Source organism: Mycobacterium lehmannii (genome assembly GCF_002245535.1).
Classification (GTDB): Bacteria; Actinomycetota; Actinomycetes; order Mycobacteriales; family Mycobacteriaceae; genus Mycobacterium; species Mycobacterium lehmannii.
In genome coordinates, this window is sequence record NZ_NKCN01000037.1 from 1 (window position 1) to 19,080 (window position 19,080).

Below are 19,080 nucleotides of genomic sequence, written 5' to 3' on the forward strand. Positions count from 1 at the left end.
CGCAGCGACGCCGAACGCTGCGCCGAGTTCCCCCGCTGGCTGCACACCTACAATCACCACCGCGGCCACACCGCACTCGGCGGCCAACCACCTGCCACCCGCGTACCTAACCTCTCCGGTCAGTACAACTAGCTTGCCATGCCCGGTCCATACTTGACGAAAACATGGCCGCTTTGAGCGACCGAAGTCATGTCTGCGCGCTGACGTGACGTTGAACAGGTCGAACGCCGTCGAGCGTCGGGCCGAGAAACCGTGCGGCAAGGGTGGTGAAGGCATCTGGGTCGCCGGTCGCCTCGAAGATCCGCTGCGGCGGCGCCGAGTCGTGCGGCCGCAGCAAATCGAGTTCGGTGAGCACCCTCAGCAAGTCCTTGGCGGTCTCCTCGGCGCTCGACACCAACGTGACGTTCTCGCCCATCGCCAACTGGATCAGTCCCGACAGCATCGGGTAGTGGGTGCAGCCCAGCACGAGCGTGTCGACCTGGGCGCGTTGAAGCGGTTCGAGGTATCCCTCGGCGAGCCCGAGCACTTGGCGTCCACTGGTCACACCCCGCTCGACGAAGTCGACGAACCGCGGGCAGGCCACACCGATCACCTCGGTGTCGCGGGCCGCCGCGAACGCGTCCTGGTATGCACCGGACGCGATCGTCGCCGCGGTGCCGATGACACCGATGCGACCGTTGCGGGTGGTGGCGACCGCGCGGCGCACCGCGGGCAGGATCACCTCGATCACGGGCACCGGCGCATAGCGTTCGCGGGCGTCGCGCAGGCAGGCCGACGACGCCGTGTTGCAGGCGATGACGAGAGCCTTGATCCCGCGCGAGACGAGATCGTCGCCGATCGCCAGGGCGTGTGCGCGGACCTGCGGGATGGACAGCGGCCCGTACGGCCCGTTGGCCGTGTCGCCGACGTAGACGATGTTCTCGGCGGGCAACTGGTCGATGATCGCGCGGGCGACGGTGAGCCCGCCGACGCCGGAGTCGAAGATGCCGACGGGCGCCTCGGCCGACACGGCCGGGTTCACGACGGCAGGTACGGGTTCGACGTCACGCTTTTGCGCTTCTCGCGAGCCTTGCGCTCCGGACCGGACAGCAGATACGCCGCGATGACGCCCGCGACCGCCCCACTCAGGTGGCCCTGCCACGACACCCCCGGCGTGCCGGGCAGTACACCGAGCAGAACGCTGCCGTAGACCAGCATCACGATGACGCCGACGATGATCTCCCAGGCCTTGCGGGTGAAGAACCCGAACACGATGAGGAATGCCAGCCAACCGAAGATCAGCCCCGAAGCGCCGATGTGGTTGGCCTCGCACCGCACCCCCACGTACGGGCAGTGCATGCCGACATTGCCGATCAGCCACGTGCCCAGCCCGCCGAGGATCCACACGATCGCGGTCGCGAAGATGAATCGCGACATCCCCGCCAGCGTCATCAGGAAGCCCAGCACCAGGGCCGGAACGGTGTTGGCGATGAGGTGGTCCCAGTTCGAGTGCAGCAGCGGGGCGAACAGGATGCCCACGAGCCCGTCGGACTCCAATGGCCGGATGCCGTTATCGTCGAGGCGATGGTTCGACAACGAGTCGAACAGTTCGATGACCCACAGCAGCACGACGAAGCTGAAGACGGTGAGGGCGCCGATCATCCACGCGGGCCGCTTGCGCGGTTGCGACGGTGTGGTCCCCGGATATCCGGTCATGCCCATAGCTGCCCTTCGAGCGCGTCTTCGGCGTCATCAAGGCTACCGGCGTACGCACCGGTCGACAGATACTTCCAACCCGCGTCGGCGACGACGAACGCGATGTCGGCCTGCTCGCCGGCCTTGACCGCCTTGGCCGCCATGCCCAACGCCGCGTGCAGTACCGCGCCGGTGGAGATGCCCGCGAAGATCCCCTCCACCTGAACCAGATCGCGGGTGCGCCTGATCGCGTCGTAGGAGCCGACGGAGTACCGCGTGGTGAGCACCTCCGGGTCGTACAGCTCGGGGATGAACCCCTCGTCGATGTTGCGCAGTGCGTAGACACCCTCGCCGTAGCGCGGTTCGGCGGCGACGATCTTGACGTCGGGTTTGCGCTCGCGCAGGAACCGCCCGGTCCCCATCAGGGTGCCGGTGGTGCCGAGGCCCGCGACGAAATGAGTGATCTCCGGCAGGTCCGCGAGCAACTCGGGGCCGGTGCCCTCGTAGTGCGACAACGAATTGGCCGCGTTGCCGTACTGATAGAGCATCACCCACGAAGGATTTTGCAGCGCAAGCTCTTTCGCGTGGGCGACGGCCGTGTTCGAGCCGCCCTCGGCGGGCGAGTAGATGATCCGCGCACCGTACAACTCGAGCAGCTGGCGGCGTTCGATCGAAGTGTTCTCCGGCATCACGCAGATCATCTGGTAGCCCTTGAGCAGGGCCGCCATCGCCAGCGAGATGCCGGTGTTCCCACTCGTCGGCTCCAGGATCGTCGCACCGGGTTGCAGCAGGCCCTGCCGTTCGGCCTCCTCGATCATCCGCAGCGCCGGCCGATCCTTGATGGAGCCGGTGGGGTTGCGGTCCTCGAGCTTGGCCCACAGCCGCACATGGGGCGCCTCGTCCCAGCGCGGTGAGAGCCGGCGCAGGCCCACCAGCGGCGTACCACCCAGCGCTTCGAGCAGCGAGTCGTATCGCGCCATCAGCCGCCTGCGACCGCGGGCAGGATCGTCACCGAGTCGCCGTCGGCGACCGTGGTGTCGAGTCCGCCCGAGAATCGCACGTCCTCGTCGTTGACGTAGATGTTGACGAACCGATTGAGCTTGCCGGGATTGTCCTTGTCCATCAGGCGCTCGGAGATGCCGGAGTAGTTGGCCTCCAGGTCGCTGATCACGGCCGCGACGGTGTCGCCCGACGCGGTGACGCGCTTCTCCCCTCCGGTGTGGGTGCGCAGGATGGTCGGGATGGAAACGTTGACTGCCATCGGTGAAGCCTTTCTAGTACTGCTCGACGATCTTGACGGGTTCCTCGGTGACGACGCCGTCGACGATGCGGTAGCTCCGCAGTTCGTGCTCGTCGGGGTCGCGGGTCGACACCAGCACGTAGTGGGCGTCGGGTTCTTGGGCCAGTGCGATGTCGGTGCGGCTGGGATAGGCCTCGGTCCCGGTGTGCGAGTGGTAGATCACGACCGGGGCCTCGTCGGCGTCGTCCATCTCCCGCCACACCCGCAGCTGCTCCATCGAATCGAACCGGTAGAACGTCGGCGAGCGCTCGGCGTTGGTCATCGCGATGAAGCGCTCCGGTCGGTCCGAGCCCTCGGGTCCCGCGATCACCCCGCAGGCCTCGTCGGGATGGTCAGCGCGGGCGTGGGCGACCATGGCGTCGACCAGATCCGCTCGGATCACCAACACAGCAGTTACCCCTTTCTGCACGAAACTGTATTCCAGCAGCGAAAAATCGAGTAAACGGCTGCTGGAATGCAATTTCGCGATTACTCGAACGCTCCAGGCAACAGGTCGCGATACGCCGGTATTCCGGCCACCGACTCGGCGGCCAGTACCCCGATCATCACCGCGCGGGCCAGACAGTCCGCCGCGGCGGCGCCGACCTGCGTGATCAGCGGCATCTCAGGGGTCATCGACGCCGGGGTCGTGGGATCCAGCGGCACCTCGACGGCACCGGTGGCCAGCGCGAACACCGTGTCCCCGTCGTGCGGCGTATGGCACGGCCGGATGGTGCGCGCCAAGCCGTCGTGTGCGGCGACGGCCACCCGCCGGCAGGCCGCGGGGCTCATCGCGGCGTCGGTGGCGACCACCGCGATCGTCGTGTTGAGCGGGCTGAACTCCTGGTGTCGGTCGGCGTAGGCGGCGATCTGGTCGGCGGGCGGCGAGACCAACCCGAACTCCTCGATCTGGTACGCCAGCCAGGGCAGGCCCGTCGTCGTGTCGAAGACCTCGCCCGCGGAGTTGACGATCACCAGCGCGCCGACAGTGACGCCGCAATCCAGTTGCATCGACGCCGTGCCCACACCGCCCTTGAGCACACCGGCGCGCGCTCCCGTGCCCGCCCCCACGGTGCCGGTCGCCACCTCGGTCCCCGCGCTTGCGGCCGCTTGATAGCCGAACTCCGCGGTCGGCCTGCACTGCCAACCGCCGACCGGGAGGTCGAACACCACCGCGGCGGGCACGATCGGGACCACGCCGCCGTCCAGTGCGACGCCGCGACCCTGCTCCTCGAGGTACTGCATCACGCCGTCGGCGGCCGCCAGCCCGTAGGCGCTGCCGCCGCTCAGAACCACGGCGTCGACGTGCCGGACGGAATTGATCGGGTCGAGTAGGTCGGTCTCTCGGGTGCCGGGCGCCCCTCCCCTGCCGTCGACGCCTCCCACGGTGCCCGGCGGCGTCAGCACCACGGTTGTGCCGCTGGCCCAACCCGAACCCAACGTCACGTCCGGATCGAGGCGGTGGTGTTGTCCCACCCGGATGCCGGCCACGTCGGTGATCGAGTTCATCTCGATTTCCCCATCAGTCCCAGCACCAGATACTCCTGCAGCACGGTCAGCCACTGGTAGACGTCGAGGTGGCCGGCCATCGGATGGTCGGGCGGCAGTTCGTCGGGCCCCTCCGGTGAGATCGCGAGCATGGTGCCCAGCGCCAAGCGCATGTCGTTGACGGCGGCGGCCCACGCGTGGGCGTCGTCCTCGCTCAGCTCGAACTTGCCGCCCTGCTCCGGCATGGTGTCTAAAAGTGTCTGCGCCGCTTCGCGTTTGGCATCGATGATGTCGGGCTCATGCAAGCCGCGCAGTGCACTGTTGAGGCTCTCGGCGGCACTGGAGCCGGCGGGGTGCTCGGTCTGCGGCCGGTAGAAGTCCGGCAGCAACCGTTTCATCGTGTCGTCTTCGGGTGGCGTCGAATTGCCGGTACGCATGCCGGTGATCGCTTCGAGTTCGTCTGCGGGCGCGGATGATTCGCGCTCCTCCAGCATGCCCACCACCGAGGTGGCCAGGCTTCGCAACAGGGCGGCCTCGTGCGGTGCGATGGCCGACCGGAAACGCGCTCCATCGGCAGTGTCCACCCGCTTCCACTTACGCACGTGTCTGTCAGCGGTCCTGCTGCATGGTGGCCCACAGCCCGGCGGCGTGGAGCTTGGTCACGTCGATCTCCATCGCCTCGCGACTGCCCGCCGAGACGACGGCCTTGCCTTCGTTGTGCACCTGGAGCATCAACTTGGTCGCGTGCGCCTCGGGGTAGCCGAACAGCTTCTGCAAGACGTAGGTCACGTAGGTCATCAGGTTCACCGGGTCGTCCCACACGATGGTCACCCAGGGCGTGTCGACGGCGGCGTCTTCAGTCGCGACGGACTTGACGTTCCGCTCTTCGCGAGTCCCCGGTCGAGCCTTCGCCGGCGTAACCATGTCGTTCAGGATAGCCAACGCATATCCGGCACTTCGAGCTACTACGGTGACGGTGTGACCGCCGCATCCCCGGCCCTGCTCACCGACAAATATGAGCTGACGATGCTCGCGGCCGCGTTGCGCGACGGCACCGCGCACCGACGCACCACCTTCGAGATCTTCGCACGCCGACTACCCGAAGGCCGCCGCTACGGCGTGGTGGCAGGCACCGCACGGTTCGTGGATGCTTTGGCGCAGTTCGAATTCGACGACGCGGCGTTGTCGTCGCTCGCCGACTTCCTCGATGCCGAGACGCTCGCGTACCTGGCCGAGTACCGATTCGGAGGCGATGTCGACGGATACGCCGAAGGGGAGCTCTACTTCCCGGGTTCACCGGTGCTCTCGGTGCACGGCACGTTCGGCGAATGTGTCGTCCTGGAGACATTGGCGTTGTCGATCCTCAACCACGACACCGCGATCGCATCCGCCGCCGCCCGCATGGTCAGCGCCGCCGAGGGACGCCCCCTGATCGAGATGGGCTCGCGGCGCACCCACGAGCACGCCGCCGTCGCCGCCGCTCGTGCGGCGTACCTGGCCGGCTTCTCCGGATCGTCCAATCTGCAGGCCCAGCGCGACTACGGGGTCCCGGCGCTCGGCACCAGCGCGCACGCGTTCACACTGCTGTACACCACCGGCGACGGCCCCGACGAGCGTGCGGCGTTCCAGGCGCAGGTCGAGGCGCTCGGTGTGGACACGACGCTGCTGGTGGACACCTACGACATCACCGCGGGGGTGGCGACGGCCGTCGAGGTCGCCGGTCCGGAACTCGGTGCGGTGCGCATCGATTCCGGAGACCTCGGCGTGCTCGCGCGCCAGGTGCGCGCTCAGCTCGACGACCTCGGCGCCACCGACACGAAGATCGTCGTCTCCGGGGATCTCGACGAGTTCGCGATCGCCGCACTGCGCGCCGAACCGGTCGACACCTACGGCGTCGGCACATCCCTTGTCACCGGTTCCGGCGCCCCGACGGCCGGGATGGTTTACAAGCTGACCGAGGTGGACGGCCTTCCGGTGGAGAAGCGCAGCAGCCACAAGCAGTCTCACGGCGGACGTAAGCAGGCGATGCGAATGGCCAAGGCGACCGGCACGATCGTCGAAGAGGTCGTCTTCCCCTACGAGCGCCCGCCGGCTGACCCCGACGGCCTCACCGCGCGGGTGCTGACCGTTCCACTGGTACGGCATGGCGAACCGGTCGCCGATCTGGGCCTCGACGCAGCCCGCGCCCGGGTCAGAGAAGGCCTGACGAGCCTGCCGTGGGACGGGTTGAAACTGTCCCGCGGCGAACCCGCCGTGCCGACGCGGCTGATTCCCCCCGGCGCGTAGGAGGTCACCACGTCGGACATCACCCAGTTGCTGGCCACCGCCGTCGCGGCCCTCGGTGGACGCGAACGCGCGGGCCAGGTCGAGATGGCGAAGGCCGTCAGCAACGCCTTCGACACCGGTGAGCACCTCGCCGTCCAAGCCGGGACGGGCACCGGGAAGTCGCTGGCCTACCTCGTGCCCGCACTGGCACGTGCCGTCGGCGCCGACGAACCCGTCGTGGTGTCCACGGCGACCATCGCGCTGCAACGTCAACTCGTCGACCGCGACCTTCCGCGGCTGGCGGAATCGCTGGCCGACGTGCTGCCGCGCGCCCCCGAGTTCGCCCTGCTCAAGGGCCGCGGGAATTATCTGTGCCTGAACAAGATTCACAACGGAAGTTCAGCCGGCGGTGTCACCGAGCCCGACGACCGGTCCCAGGAAGATCTGTTCGAACCGGTGGCGACCAGTGCCCTGGGTCGAGATGTGAAGCGGCTCATCGCCTGGTCGTCGGACACCGACACCGGTGACCGCGACGAGCTGACCCCGGGCGTTCCGGACCGGTCCTGGTCGCAGGTCAGCGTGTCGGCGCGCGAATGCATCGGAGTGGCCCGGTGCCCGTTCGGCACCGACTGTTTCGCAGAAAAGGCGCGGGAGAAAGCCGGCCATGCCGATGTCGTCGTCACCAACCATGCCCTGCTGGCCATCGATGCGATCTCCGACGCCGCCGTACTCCCCGAACACCACCTGCTCGTCGTCGACGAGGCGCACGAGTTGGTGGACCGCGTGACGTCGGTGGCCACCGGCGAGCTGTCCGCAACCTCGCTCGGCGTCGCCCACCGCCGGGCCGCGCGCCTGGTCGACGAGGAACTGGCGCAACGGCTGGAGGCGGCGACGGCCACGCTGTCGTCGGCGATCCACGACACCGAGCCTGGCCGCATCGACGTCCTCGACGACGAACTGGCGACCTACCTGACCGCGGTGCGCGACGCCGCGTACCGGGCCCGGTCGACGATCGACACCGCGCCGAGCGACCCGGCGGCCGCATCCGCGCGCACCGAAGCCGTCACCGCGTTGACCGATATCGGCGACACCGCCTCGCGGGTTCTCGACTCCTTCCTGCCCGCCATCCCCGACCGCACGGACGTGGTGTGGATCGAACGCGAGGACACGCGCGCAACGGTGCGGACCATACTGCGCGTCGCCCCGCTTTCGGTCTCGGGTCTGTTGCGCACCAGGCTCTTTGAGAACACCACGACGGTTCTGACATCGGCGACGCTGACGATCGGCGGCACGTTCGATGCGATGGCATCGGCGTGGGGGCTGACGGGCGGGGAGACCGAGTGGAAGGGCATCGACGTCGGATCCCCGTTCGAGCACGCGAAGTCCGGCATCCTCTACGTTGCAGCGCATCTGCCGCCGCCGGGACGTGACGGCACTGGGTCCGCAGAACAACTCGACGAAATCGCCGCGCTGATCACCGCGGCGGGCGGCCGCACCCTCGGGCTGTTCTCCTCGATGCGTGCGGCCAAGGCGGCCGCCGAGATCATGCGGGAGCGGCTGGACACCCCGGTGCTGTGTCAGGGCGAGGACACCACGTCGGCGTTGGTCAAACGATTCGCCGACGACCCCGAGACGTCACTGTTCGGCACGCTGTCGCTGTGGCAGGGCGTCGACGTGCCCGGCCCGTCACTGTCGCTGGTGCTCATCGACCGGATCCCGTTCCCCCGTCCCGACGACCCGCTACTGACGGCGCGGCAACGGTCGGTGGCCGCCCGAGGGGGCAACGGTTTCATGGCCGTTGCCGCCAGCCACGCCGCGCTGTTGTTGGCCCAAGGTGCGGGTCGGCTGTTGCGCACCGTCGACGACCGCGGCGTGGTCGCCGTGCTGGACTCGCGAATGGCCACTGCCCGCTACGGCGGCTTCCTGCGAGCCTCTCTGCCACCGTTCTGGGCAACGACCGACTCGCACCGCGTGCGTCAGGCGCTCGAACGTCTCCGCGCGCGGTGATTGTTTTCTATTCTGACAACGGTTCAGTGCGCGCCCTGCGGCCGCCTCGACGCGAAAGGCGGCGTCCATGAATCGACGACACGTGTGGGGCGCCGTGACCGCGATGTCGGCGGTGCTCGTCATCACCGGATGCACCACAACGCTTCGCGGCGAACCCGTATCGGTGTTCAACGATCCGTTCCGTGTCGCAGGCATGCCTGCGACCGACGGCCCCACCGGTTTACGGCCGGACCCGCGCGATCCGACGCGAGTGGTGGTGGGCACCAACGGGAGTGACTCCGACGAGCTGGCCCGCCAGGCGATCAGCGACATCGAACAGTTCTGGGAAGGCGCCTACGGCGCCGCGTTCGACGGCCGGTTCAAGCCGGTCGACCGCGTCTATTCCTGGGACGCCAACGGATTCGACAGCACCGGGTTCTGCGACACCGACACCTACGCCTTGGTCAACGCCGGCTACTGCACCACCGACAACACCATCGGATGGGATCGCGGCGAGCTCCTGCCCAGCCTGCGGCAGGAGTTCGGCGACATGGGAGTGACGATGGTGCTCGCCCACGAATACGGCCACGCCGTGCAGAGGCAGGCGGGCCTGGTCGACGACGACACCCCGACGCTGGTGTCCGAACAACAGGCCGACTGTCTGGCGGGCGCCTACATGCGCTGGGTCGCAGAAGACAACTCGCCGCGGTTCACGCTGTCGACCGGCGAAGGGCTCAACAACGTGTTGGCGTCCGTCATCGCGTTCCGGGATCCGTTGCTGAGCGAGTACGACCCCGAGGTCGGCGTCGACGAACACGGTTCGGCGTTCGAACGCCTGTCGGCCTTCCAGTTCGGCTTCACCGACGGCCCGTCGGCCTGCGCGGCCATCGACATGCGCGAGATCGGCCAACGCCGGGGCGATCTGCCGGTGCTCCTGCAAGAGGACGAGACCGGTGAATGGCCGGTCTCCGAAGAGTCGGTGCGCGCCGTCATGGACGCGATGGACATCCTCTTCACACCCGCCAACCCACCGCAGCGCAGCTTCGACCCCCCGCAGTGCGCGAACGCGCGACCGAGTCCGCCGGTGTCCTACTGCCCGGCGACCAACACCATCGCCGTCGACCTCGACGAGCTGGCGGTGATGGGCGCCCAGTCCGACATCGAGGACCCGGTCAGCTTGGCCACCGGTGACAACACCGCGTACTCGATACTGGTGTCGCGGTACATGCAGGCGATCCAGAACGAGCACGGCGGTGTCGCTCTGGACAACGCCGAGGCCGCGCTGCGCACGGCATGCCTGACCGGTGTCGCCACCACCAAACTCTCGAAGAGCGTGACCACCGCGGACGGCAACACCGTCGCGCTGACCGCAGGCGACGTCGACGAAGCCGTGTCGGGCATCTTGATGAACGGCCTGGTGGCCAGCGACGTCAACGGCGAATCGGTGCCGTCGGGCTTCTCCCGCATCGATGCGTTCCGCGTCGGCGTCCTCGGGGACACCGAACGCTGCTTCAAGCGCTTCGACTGATCAGATCTTTTTCGTCACGCCGTACCAGGCGACGATCGCCTCGGACTGGTCGGTGGAGTGGCTGAGGTACGCATACGAACGGATGAAGGACTCGCCGACGCAGCCGTCGATCTTGACCCGGAAGTTGCTCACCATCACCCATGGCTCCGCGCCGGTGAACTTCTTCTTCGTCACCGGCACCACGTTGACCAGACCCGGTTTGAGGCCCACGGTGATACCGCCCCCGACATTGCCGCCGAGGCTCGGCAGGATTCCGAAGTCCTCTCCACCACCGACCACGGTGAGCCCCAGAAGCCCGATGGACGGGTTGATGCCTGCGGTGCCGGTCAGCGAGACGCCGTTCGAGGTGCTCATGTCGATGCCGCAGCCGATCTCGTAACCGACTTCCAGGCTGCCCTCCGGCGCTTCGCCTCCCCCCGGGCCGATCAGCCGACCCTTATAGGTGCCTCCGACGACATATTCGCGCGACGACAGTGCGGTCGTCAGCGGAGGTGTCGGTGCCTGGGTCTCTTTCTCGGCGCTCATTTCCAGGCGCCAACCGTCGGGTGTCTCGGTCACCGCGGGCGGGGTGGATTCGACGGCGCCGTCCGGAGGCGGCGGCGGAGGGGGCGCCCCTTCGGCGGGCACTTCGGCCACGACAGGCTCGGCCTCCGGATCGGCCGACGCGGATGCGGCGCCCAAACTGCCGAGCACCCCCGCGACCGTGATCACGGTGAGGCCTCGCCGCAGCACAATCCCAATCGTCACTGGCCACCCTCCGTCGTTAGCAACGCTTGGGAACCTACCGCGCCCGATGTGCGACGCGTGCGGATGCTCCCAGAATCGTTCCGATTGCCTGGTCAGGTCGGCATTCGCAGGACGTGACCGGCTTCCAGGGCGACCCAGACGGCGCCATCGTCGTCCAGCGCGAGCCCGTGCGGTTCACTGCCCGGCGGCAGGTCGATCGTCACGATGTCACCGTCGCCGCCGACGCGGGCGAGCTGGCTGGAGCCCCACAGCGTCACCCACACGCCGTCGCTGGGATCGGCGATCACCGCATGCGGCTTGCCGGGCAGGTCGATTTCCTGGATGGCATCGTCGATCGGTATCCGGCCGAGGCGTTCGGCGACGATCTCGGTGAACCACACGGCGTCGTCGTGGGTTGCTGTGATGCCGACGGGACCCGAAGCGGCAGTGGGTGTTTCGCGGATGGTCAGGTCGCCGCCGAGGGTGAGGCGGCCGACGGCGCCGGCCTGGTTCAGCGTGAACCACAGCGCGCCGTCGGGACCCGTGACGATCATCGACGGCGCACCGCCGACCGGGTGGACCTTCGAAACCTCACCGTCCGTCGACATCCGGGCGACCACTCCGGAGCCCATCGCCGTGAACCACAGCGCCCCGTCGGGGCCCGCCGTGATGCCGTATGGAGCGCTTCCCGCGGGGAGTTCGAATGCGCTCACTTGGCCGGCGGTGGTGATGCGGCCGATGTGGTCGTCGCCGTTGCGGGTGAACCACAGCGCTCCGTCGGGGCCCGCGGTGATGAGCGACGGCCGGCAGTCCGCCGCCACGGGATACGTCGCGACCTCGCCGCTGTCGGTGACCCGCGCGATCGCGCCGTGGTGCACCAGCGTCACCCAGAGCGCGCCGTCCGGACCTGCCGCGATCCCGTAGGGCCCGCCGTCGAGCGCGACCTTGAGCGCTTGTGTCACGCGAGCGTGACGAGGCCGAGCTCGTTGTCGCCCGCCAGCAGCGGGTGGTGCGGCAGGACGCGCACGGTGTAACCCACCGGCCCGGCGACGGGCAACGGGGCGGTCACGGAGAACACGTCCCTGCCGGCGTCGGCGGTCCCTGTGTGCGTCATCGGCACCGTCACCGGTTCGACGAGTTGATCGCTCGCGTCGACGCGACCCAGCACCGCTTGCACGGCAACCTCTTCGGGGCGCAGGCCCGCCAGGTACACGGTGGCGGTCAACGTGAGCTCCGAACCCAGCAGCGGGGTGTCGGGCAGCCCGTAGCTGTCGACGTCGGTGATCTGGATCTTGGGCCACGATTCCTGGGCACGCAGCCGGTAGCCGGCCAGATCCCTTGCGGCGCCGAACGGTTCACCATCATCGCCGGGTTCGACGGTCCGTCGAAGAGACTGCGCCGCCGGCGCGTAGTACTTCTCGGTGTAGTCACGCACCATCCGCGACGCCAGCACCTTGGGACCCAACACGATCAGCGTGTGCCGCACCATCTCGACCCACCGCGCCGGAACGCCACGCTCGTCGCGGTCATAGAACTTCGGCGTCACCGTCGTCTCCAGCAGGTCATACAGAGCGGCCGCCTCGAGGTCGTCACGCCGGTTCTCGTCGGCCAGACCGTCGGCAGTGGGGATTTCCCACCCGTTCTCGCCGTCGTACCACTCGTCCCACCACCCGTCGCGGATGGACAGGTTCAGCCCGCCGTTGAGCGCGCTCTTCATGCCCGACGTGCCGCACGCCTCCAACGGCCGCAGCGGATTGTTGAGCCACACGTCGCATCCCCAGTACAACTGGCGGGCCATCGACATGTCGTAGTCGGGCAAGAAGGCGATCCGGTGCCGGACCTCGGGCCGGTCCGCGAACTTCACCACCTGCTGGATCAGGGTCTTGCCGCCGTCGTCGGCGGGGTGGGACTTGCCCGCGACGATGAGCTGGATCGGCCGCTCGTCGTTGAGCAGCAGCCGCTCCAACCGTTCGGGGTCGCGCAGCATCAACGTCAGGCGCTTGTAGGTCGGTACCCGTCGCGCAAACCCGATCGTCAGCACGTCGGGATCGAAAGCCGTTGCGATCCAGCCTAATTCGGCTTCCGCCGCGCCGCGTTCCAGATAGGAACGGCGCAGCCTGGCGCGCACGTCCTCGATGAGCTGCTCGCGCAGCTGCGAGCGGATCCACCACAGGTGGCCGGTGTCGACCTGCTGCAGGCGGCCCCACACCGCGGGTTCGCGCGCACTGGTGAGGTCCTCGCTGCCGAGCAGTTCGCGCCCGAGCTCCATCCACTGCGGCGCCGCCCAGGTCGGCGCGTGCACACCGTTGGTGATCGATCCGATCGGCACCTCGCCGGGATCGAAACCCGGCCACAGCTCGTTGAACATGTGCCTGCTGACGTTGCCGTGCAGCATCGAGACACCGTTGGCGCGCTGCGCCAGGCGCAGCCCCATGTGGGCCATGTTGAACTTGGTCGGGTCGTCCTCCTCGCCGAACGCGATGATGCGATCGAGCGGAAGGCCCGGAAGCAGCCGCGACATCGCACCCGAAGGGCCGTCGGTCGAACCGCCGAAGTACCGGCGCACCATCTCCACTGGGAACCGGTCGATCCCCGCGGGTACCGGGGTGTGCGTGGTGAACACCGTCGAGGACCGCACCACCGTCAGCGCGGTGTCGAAGTCGAGCCCGGCGTCGATGAGTTCCCGGATGCGCTCGACACCGAGGAAGCCGGCATGTCCCTCGTTCATGTGGAACACCTCGGGCGAGGGCCGGCCTTCCAGCTCGATGAATGCGCGGATCGCCCGCACCCCGCCCACACCGGCGAGAATCTCCTGTTTGATCCGGTGCTCCTGATCGCCGCCGTAGAGCCGGTCGGTAACACCACGCAGGTCGTGGTCGTTCTCCGGGACGTCGGAATCCAGCAGCAGCAATGGAATTCGGCCCACCTGGGCGATCCACACCCGCGCCTGCAGGTGACTGTCGTAACCGTTCTCGCTCGGCATCGCCACGGCGACGAGAACTCGTTGCCCGTCGCGGTCGGTGAGCAGCCGAAGCGGCAGCCCCTGCGGGTCCAGGGCCGGATAGCTCTCGTGCTGCCAGCCATCGGCGGTCAGCGACTGGCGGAAGTAACCCGAACGGTAGAGCAGCCCGACCGCGATCAGCGGCAGGCCCAGATCCGACGCGGCTTTGAGGTGGTCGCCGGCGAGGATGCCCAGGCCCCCCGAGTAGTTCGGGAGGGACTCGGCCACCCCGAACTCCATCGAGAAGTACGCGATGCCGTTGGGCAGTTGGACACCGTGTTCGAGCTCCTGCTGGTACCACAGCGGCCGGTTGAGGTAGTCGTCGAGATCGGCGGCCAGCCCGTCGAGGCGGCGCAAGAACTCCTCGTCACCGGCGAGCGCGTCCAGGCGCTGCGGACTGACCTGCCCCAACAGGCCGACAGGATCGCAGCCGACCCGCTTCCACAGCTCGGGGTCGATCGTCTCGAACAGATCCTGGGTCGGTCGGTCCCAGGACCAGCGCAGGTTGATCGACAACCGTTCGAGCGCAGCCAGCCGGTCGGGCAGATGCGTTCGGACGGTGAACCTTCTCAGCGCTTTCATCGGGCTATCACGCGGAACAACATTACTGACAATCCGGCGGCTCGCAGGGCGCCCGGTCGGACTGCTTGGCCCGCTTCGGGTTGGGCTGCGCACTAACGTGGGTATAGGGCGCGACGAGGCTTATTCATCTTGACTGTGAACGCGACCAAGACAACGCAGCGGCCACGCCGGCGGTGCCGGCAGAGCACTTCGGCGGCCGCGCCAAAAGGAGGAGTGATAGGTGGCCGGTCGAATCGAGATCGATGACGTCGCGCCTGTCGTCTCCGAGGGGCGGTACCCCGCAAAGGCGGTCGTCGGCGAAATCGTTCCGGTTGCGGCCACCGTTTGGCGCGAAGGCCACGACGCGGTCGCCGCGACCCTGGTGGTGCGCTACCACGGCACGGCATATCCCCAGCTCGCCGACGATCCGCCGGGGCTGGTGACCGCCGAAGCGGTGCCGATCGAAACCGTGCTCGGCGCTACGCCGCGCAAGAAGCCGCAGCATCTGGCGATGACGACGGGGCGGACTCCCGACGTCTTTCACGGTGCGTTCACCCCCGACTGCCCCGGGCTGTGGACGTTCCGGGTGGACGGCTGGGGTGATCCCGTGGCGACCTGGCGCAAGAGCGTCACCGCCAAGCTCGACGCGGGTCAGAGCGAATCGGAGCTGTCAAACGACCTGCTGGTCGGAGCCCGGCTGCTGGAACGCGCCTCGACCGGTGTGCCGCGTCAGCATCGCTATCCGCTGATCGAGGCCGCGGCCCGGCTGCGCCAGCCGGGCGATCCGTTCACTCGTGCCGGCGCTGCGCTGGCACCGGAGGTCACCCGCCTGCTCGACGAGTATCCGCTGCGCGAGTTGGTGACCCGCGGCGAGCAGTACGGCGTCTGGGTCGACCGCCCCGAGGCACGGGTCACCGCATGGTACGAGTTCTTCCCCCGCTCGACCGGCGGCTGGGACGCCAAGGGCAACCCGGTGCACGGCACCTTCGCCACCGCCACCAAGGCGCTGCCCCGCATCGCCCGGATGGGCTTCGACGTCGTCTACCTCCCGCCGATCCACCCGATCGGCAAGGTGCACCGCAAGGGCCGCAACAACAGCGTCACCGCCGCGCCCAACGACGTCGGCTCGCCGTGGGCCATCGGAAGCGACGAGGGCGGCCACGACGCGGTCCATCCGGACCTGGGCACGATCGACGACTTCGACGACTTCGTCGCCGCGGCTCGCGACGACGGCATGGAGGTGGCGCTCGACCTCGCGCTGCAGTGCGCCCCCGACCATCCCTGGGCCAAGGAACACCCCGAGTGGTTCACCGTGCTGCCCGACGGCACCATCGCCTACGCGGAGAACCCCCCGAAGAAGTACCAGGACATCTACCCGCTGAACTTCGACAACGACCCGGCCGGGCTCTACGAAGAGGTGCTGCGGGTGGTACGGCACTGGATCTCGCACGGCGTCAAGATCTTCCGGGTCGACAACCCCCACACCAAGCCGCCGAACTTCTGGGCCTGGCTGATCGGCCAGGTGAAGAACGAGCACCCCGAAGTGCTGTTCCTCTCCGAGGCGTTCACCCGTCCCGCACGGCTGTACGGATTGGCCAAACTGGGGTTCACACAGTCGTATTCGTACTTCACCTGGCGCACCGCCAAGTGGGAGATCACCGAGTTCGGCCAACAGATCGCCGAACACGCCGACTACGCGTGCCCGAACCTGTTCGTCAACACGCCCGACATCCTGCACGAAAGCCTGCAGCACGGAGGACCCGGGATGTTCGCTATCCGCGCGGTGCTGGCGTCGACGATGAGTTCGGCATGGGGGATGTACTCGGGATTCGAACTGTACGAACACCGTGCGGTCCGGGAAGGCAGCGAGGAGTACCTCAACTCCGAGAAGTACGAGCTGCGGCCCCGCGACTTCGACGCGGCGCTCGCCGACGGTGAATCGCTGGAGCCGTTCATCACCCGGCTCAACGAGATCCGTCGACTGCACCCCGCTCTACACCAGTTGCGCACCATCACGTTCCACCACGCCGACAACGACGCGCTGCTGGCCTACAGCAAGTTCGATCCCGCCACCGGAGACCAGGTGCTGGTGGTGGTCACGCTCAACCCCTTCGGACCCGAGGAGGCCACGCTGTGGCTGGACATGCCCGCCCTCGGGATGGAGCCCTACGACCGGTTCTGGGTCCGCGACGAGATCACCGGCGACGAATATCAATGGGGACAGTCCAATTACGTGCGCCTGGACCCGGTGCGTGCGGTGGCACACGTGTTGAACATGCCGCAGGTGCCCGCAGACCAACGACTCAATCTGCTGCGTAGGGAGTGACGACATGACGCAGACCAAACAAGCGAGCAGCCCACATCTTCGGCCGCACACCGCGGACCTCAACCGGCTGCTGGCCGGCGAGCACCACGACCCGCATTCGGTGCTCGGTGCCCACGAGTACGACGACCACACCGTGATCCGCGCCTACCGGCCCCATGCCGTCGAGGTGGTCGCGGTCGTCGGCGGTGAGCGCTATGCGTTCCAGCACATCGAATCCGGGCTGTTCGCGGTCGCGTTGCCGTTCACCGGGCTGGCCGACTATCGGCTCGAGGTGCACTACTCCGGCGGCGATGGCTCGACCCAGGTGCACACGGTGGCCGACGCGTACCGGTTCCTGCCCACGCTCGGCGAGGTCGACTTGCACCTGTTCTCCGAGGGCCGCCACGAGCGGCTGTGGGAGATCCTCGGCGCACACCCCCGCAGCTACACCACCCCCGACGGCGTCGTCGACGGTGTCTCGTTCGCGGTGTGGGCTCCGAACGCCAAGGGCGTCAGCCTGATCGGCGAGTTCAACCACTGGGACGGCAACGAAGCCCAGCTGCGTGTGCTCGGGTCGACCGGCGTGTGGGAGGTGTTTTGGCCGGGCTTCGAGATCGGCGGGTTGTACAAGTTTCGCATCCACGGCGCCGACGGTTCGGTCAGCGAGCGCGCCGACCCGATGGCGTTCGCGACCGAGGTGCCGCCCAAGACCGCCTCGAAGGTGACCCGCAGCGACTACACGTGGGCCGACGACGAGTGGATGACGCGCCGCGCGGCCCAGAACCCGGTGTTCGAACCGATGAGCACCCTCGAGGTGCACCTGATGTCGTGGCGTCCGGGCCTGAGCTATCGCGAACTGGCCACCCAGCTCACCGAATACGTTGTCGAGAACGGGTTCACCCATGTCGAGCTGATGCCCGTGGCCGAGCATCCGTTCGGCGGCTCGTGGGGTTATCAGGTCACCTCGTATTACGCGCCGACGTCGCGGCTGGGCACCCCTGACGAGTTCCGCCACCTCGTCGACACGCTGCATCAGGCCGGCATCGGCGTGATCATGGACTGGGTGCCCGCCCACTTCCCGAAGGACGCCTGGGCGCTCGGCCGTTTCGACGGCACCGCGCTCTACGAGCACTCCGATCCCCGCCGCGGCGAGCAATTGGATTGGGGCACTTACGTCTTCGATTTCGGCCGTGCGGAGGTGCGCAACTTCCTGGTGGCCAACGCGTTGTACTGGCTGCAGGAGTATCACATCGACGGCCTGCGGGTGGATGCGGTCGCCTCGATGCTCTACCTCGACTACTCGCGCCCCGAAGGTGGGTGGACGCCGAACATCTACGGCGGTCGCGAGAACCTCGAAGCCGTGCAGTTCCTTCAGGAGATGAACGCGACCGTACACAAAGCCGCCCCCGGCATCGTCACTGTCGCCGAGGAGTCCACCTCCTGGCCCGGCGTGACCAGGCCGACGAACCTTGGCGGCCTTGGTTTCTCGATGAAGTGGAACATGGGCTGGATGAACGACACGCTGGAGTTCATCAAACGCGATCCGATCCACCGCAGCTACCACCACCACGAGATCACGTTCTCGATGCTCTATGCGTTCAGCGAGAACTATGTCCTGCCGATCAGCCACGACGAGGTCGTGCACGGCAAGGGCACGCTGTGGGGCCGGATGCCGGGCAACGACCACAACAAGGCCGCCGGGCTGCGCAGCCTGTTGGCGTATCAGTGGGCGCATCCGGGCAAGCAGCTGCTGTTCATGGGCCAGGAGTTCGGCCAGCGCGCCGAGTGGTCCGAGGAGCGCGGCGTCGACTGGTATCAGCTCGACGAGAACAGCTTCTCGACCGGCATTCAGCGCATGGTGCACGACATGAACGCCGTCTACCGAACCCGGCGGGCGCTGTGGTCACAAGACACCCGACCCGAGGGCTACAGCTGGATCGACGCCAATGATTCGGCCAACAACGTGCTGAGTTTCCTGCGCTACGGCGACGACGGCTCCGTACTGGCGTGCGTGTTCAACTTCTCCGGCGCCGAGCACTCCCGCTATCGCCTGGGGTTACCGCACGCAGGCACCTGGCGCGAGGTGCTCAACACCGACGCCGACATCTACAACGGGTCGGGCATCGGTAACTACGGCGCAGTAGAAGCGACCGACGAGCCCTGGCACGGGCGTCCGGCGTCGGCGGTCATGGTGCTGCCCCCGCTGTCCGCGCTCTGGTTCGAATACGTCGCCGAGTAGACGACGCCAGGTTGCGCCGAAACCGACG

The 19,080-nt window shown here is 67.8% G+C and carries 16 protein-coding genes and 1 pseudogene; 6 read left to right on the forward strand and 11 right to left on the reverse strand.

Annotated features, from left to right (window positions below):
• Positions 1-132, forward strand: a pseudogene (locus CEX87_RS27025) (IS481 family transposase); the annotation flags it as partial.
• Positions 133-187: 55 nt separating this feature from the next.
• Here the strand turns inward: CEX87_RS27025 and murI are convergent.
• Genes murI through clpS form a run of 8 tightly spaced genes read right to left on the reverse strand, consistent with a single transcriptional unit; the run spans position 188 to position 5,365 of the window.
• On the reverse strand, positions 188-1,009 hold the full coding sequence (gene murI, locus CEX87_RS25100) for a glutamate racemase (protein ID WP_064397471.1): 822 nt from the start codon (positions 1,007-1,009) through the stop codon (positions 188-190).
• A gap of 8 nt (positions 1,010-1,017) precedes the next feature.
• Positions 1,018-1,701: a rhomboid family intramembrane serine protease gene (locus CEX87_RS25105; protein ID WP_064397312.1), complete on the reverse strand. Its 684-nt coding sequence runs from the start codon at positions 1,699-1,701 to the stop codon at positions 1,018-1,020.
• Positions 1,692-2,654 (reverse strand): cysteine synthase, encoded by a 963-nt coding sequence (locus tag CEX87_RS25110; RefSeq protein WP_064397314.1) that lies wholly within the window; start codon positions 2,652-2,654, stop codon positions 1,692-1,694. The genes CEX87_RS25105 and CEX87_RS25110 overlap by 10 nt, the downstream gene beginning before the upstream one ends.
• Positions 2,654-2,935 (reverse strand): MoaD/ThiS family protein, encoded by a 282-nt coding sequence (locus tag CEX87_RS25115; RefSeq protein WP_064397316.1) that lies wholly within the window; start codon positions 2,933-2,935, stop codon positions 2,654-2,656. The genes CEX87_RS25110 and CEX87_RS25115 overlap by 1 nt, the downstream gene beginning before the upstream one ends.
• A gap of 13 nt (positions 2,936-2,948) precedes the next feature.
• A complete protein-coding gene (locus tag CEX87_RS25120) occupies positions 2,949-3,383 on the reverse strand; it encodes a M67 family metallopeptidase (RefSeq protein ID WP_269845558.1) in 435 nt (144 codons plus the stop codon).
• Between the two features lie 59 nt (positions 3,384-3,442).
• Positions 3,443-4,462, reverse strand: coding sequence for a P1 family peptidase (locus CEX87_RS25125; protein ID WP_064397320.1), 1,020 nt, complete (start codon positions 4,460-4,462; stop codon positions 3,443-3,445).
• On the reverse strand, positions 4,459-5,043 hold the full coding sequence (aosR, locus tag CEX87_RS25130; protein WP_064397323.1) for an oxidative stress transcriptional regulator AosR: 585 nt from the start codon (positions 5,041-5,043) through the stop codon (positions 4,459-4,461). Before aosR ends, CEX87_RS25125 begins: the two co-directional genes overlap by 4 nt.
• Before the next feature lie 7 nt (positions 5,044-5,050).
• A complete protein-coding gene (gene clpS / locus CEX87_RS25135) occupies positions 5,051-5,365 on the reverse strand; it encodes an ATP-dependent Clp protease adapter ClpS (RefSeq protein ID WP_064397324.1) in 315 nt (104 codons plus the stop codon).
• A 21-nt stretch (positions 5,366-5,386) separates the two neighbouring features.
• On the opposite strand from clpS, the gene CEX87_RS25140 reads away from it, so the two are divergent.
• The 3 genes from CEX87_RS25140 (at position 5,387) to CEX87_RS25150 (ending at position 10,220) form a co-directional block, all read left to right on the forward strand.
• Complete coding sequence (locus tag CEX87_RS25140; protein WP_416171927.1) at positions 5,387-6,727, forward strand: nicotinate phosphoribosyltransferase; 1,341 nt, start codon at positions 5,387-5,389, stop codon at positions 6,725-6,727.
• Positions 6,728-6,745: 18 nt separating this feature from the next.
• Entirely contained in the window at positions 6,746-8,713 is a 1,968-nt protein-coding gene (locus CEX87_RS25145; protein WP_094289589.1) for an ATP-dependent DNA helicase, read from the forward strand.
• 67 nt (positions 8,714-8,780) lie between these two features.
• The gene (locus CEX87_RS25150) at positions 8,781-10,220 is read left to right on the forward strand and encodes a neutral zinc metallopeptidase (RefSeq protein WP_064397330.1); all 1,440 of its coding nucleotides are present in this window, start codon (positions 8,781-8,783) and stop codon (positions 10,218-10,220) included.
• On the opposite strand, the gene CEX87_RS25155 is transcribed toward CEX87_RS25150, so the two are convergent.
• The 3 genes from CEX87_RS25155 to glgP form a co-directional block, all read right to left on the reverse strand.
• A complete protein-coding gene (locus CEX87_RS25155; protein WP_369816255.1) occupies positions 10,221-10,955 on the reverse strand; it encodes an MspA family porin in 735 nt (244 codons plus the stop codon).
• Positions 10,956-11,059: 104 nt separating this feature from the next.
• The gene (locus CEX87_RS25160; protein ID WP_094289591.1) at positions 11,060-11,908 is read right to left on the reverse strand and encodes a virginiamycin B lyase family protein; all 849 of its coding nucleotides are present in this window, start codon (positions 11,906-11,908) and stop codon (positions 11,060-11,062) included.
• Positions 11,905-14,529 carry an alpha-glucan family phosphorylase gene (gene glgP / locus CEX87_RS25165; protein ID WP_064426311.1) on the reverse strand — a complete coding sequence of 875 codons (2,625 nt, stop codon included), beginning with the start codon at positions 14,527-14,529 and terminating at the stop codon, positions 11,905-11,907. Before glgP ends, CEX87_RS25160 begins: the two co-directional genes overlap by 4 nt.
• A gap of 220 nt (positions 14,530-14,749) precedes the next feature.
• On the opposite strand from glgP, the gene CEX87_RS25170 reads away from it, so the two are divergent.
• Positions 14,750-16,834, forward strand: coding sequence for an alpha-1,4-glucan--maltose-1-phosphate maltosyltransferase (locus CEX87_RS25170; protein ID WP_064426312.1), 2,085 nt, complete (start codon positions 14,750-14,752; stop codon positions 16,832-16,834).
• 4 nt (positions 16,835-16,838) lie between these two features.
• Entirely contained in the window at positions 16,839-19,052 is a 2,214-nt protein-coding gene (glgB, locus tag CEX87_RS25175; protein WP_064417337.1) for a 1,4-alpha-glucan branching protein GlgB, read from the forward strand.
• Positions 19,053-19,080 lie beyond the last annotated feature (28 nt).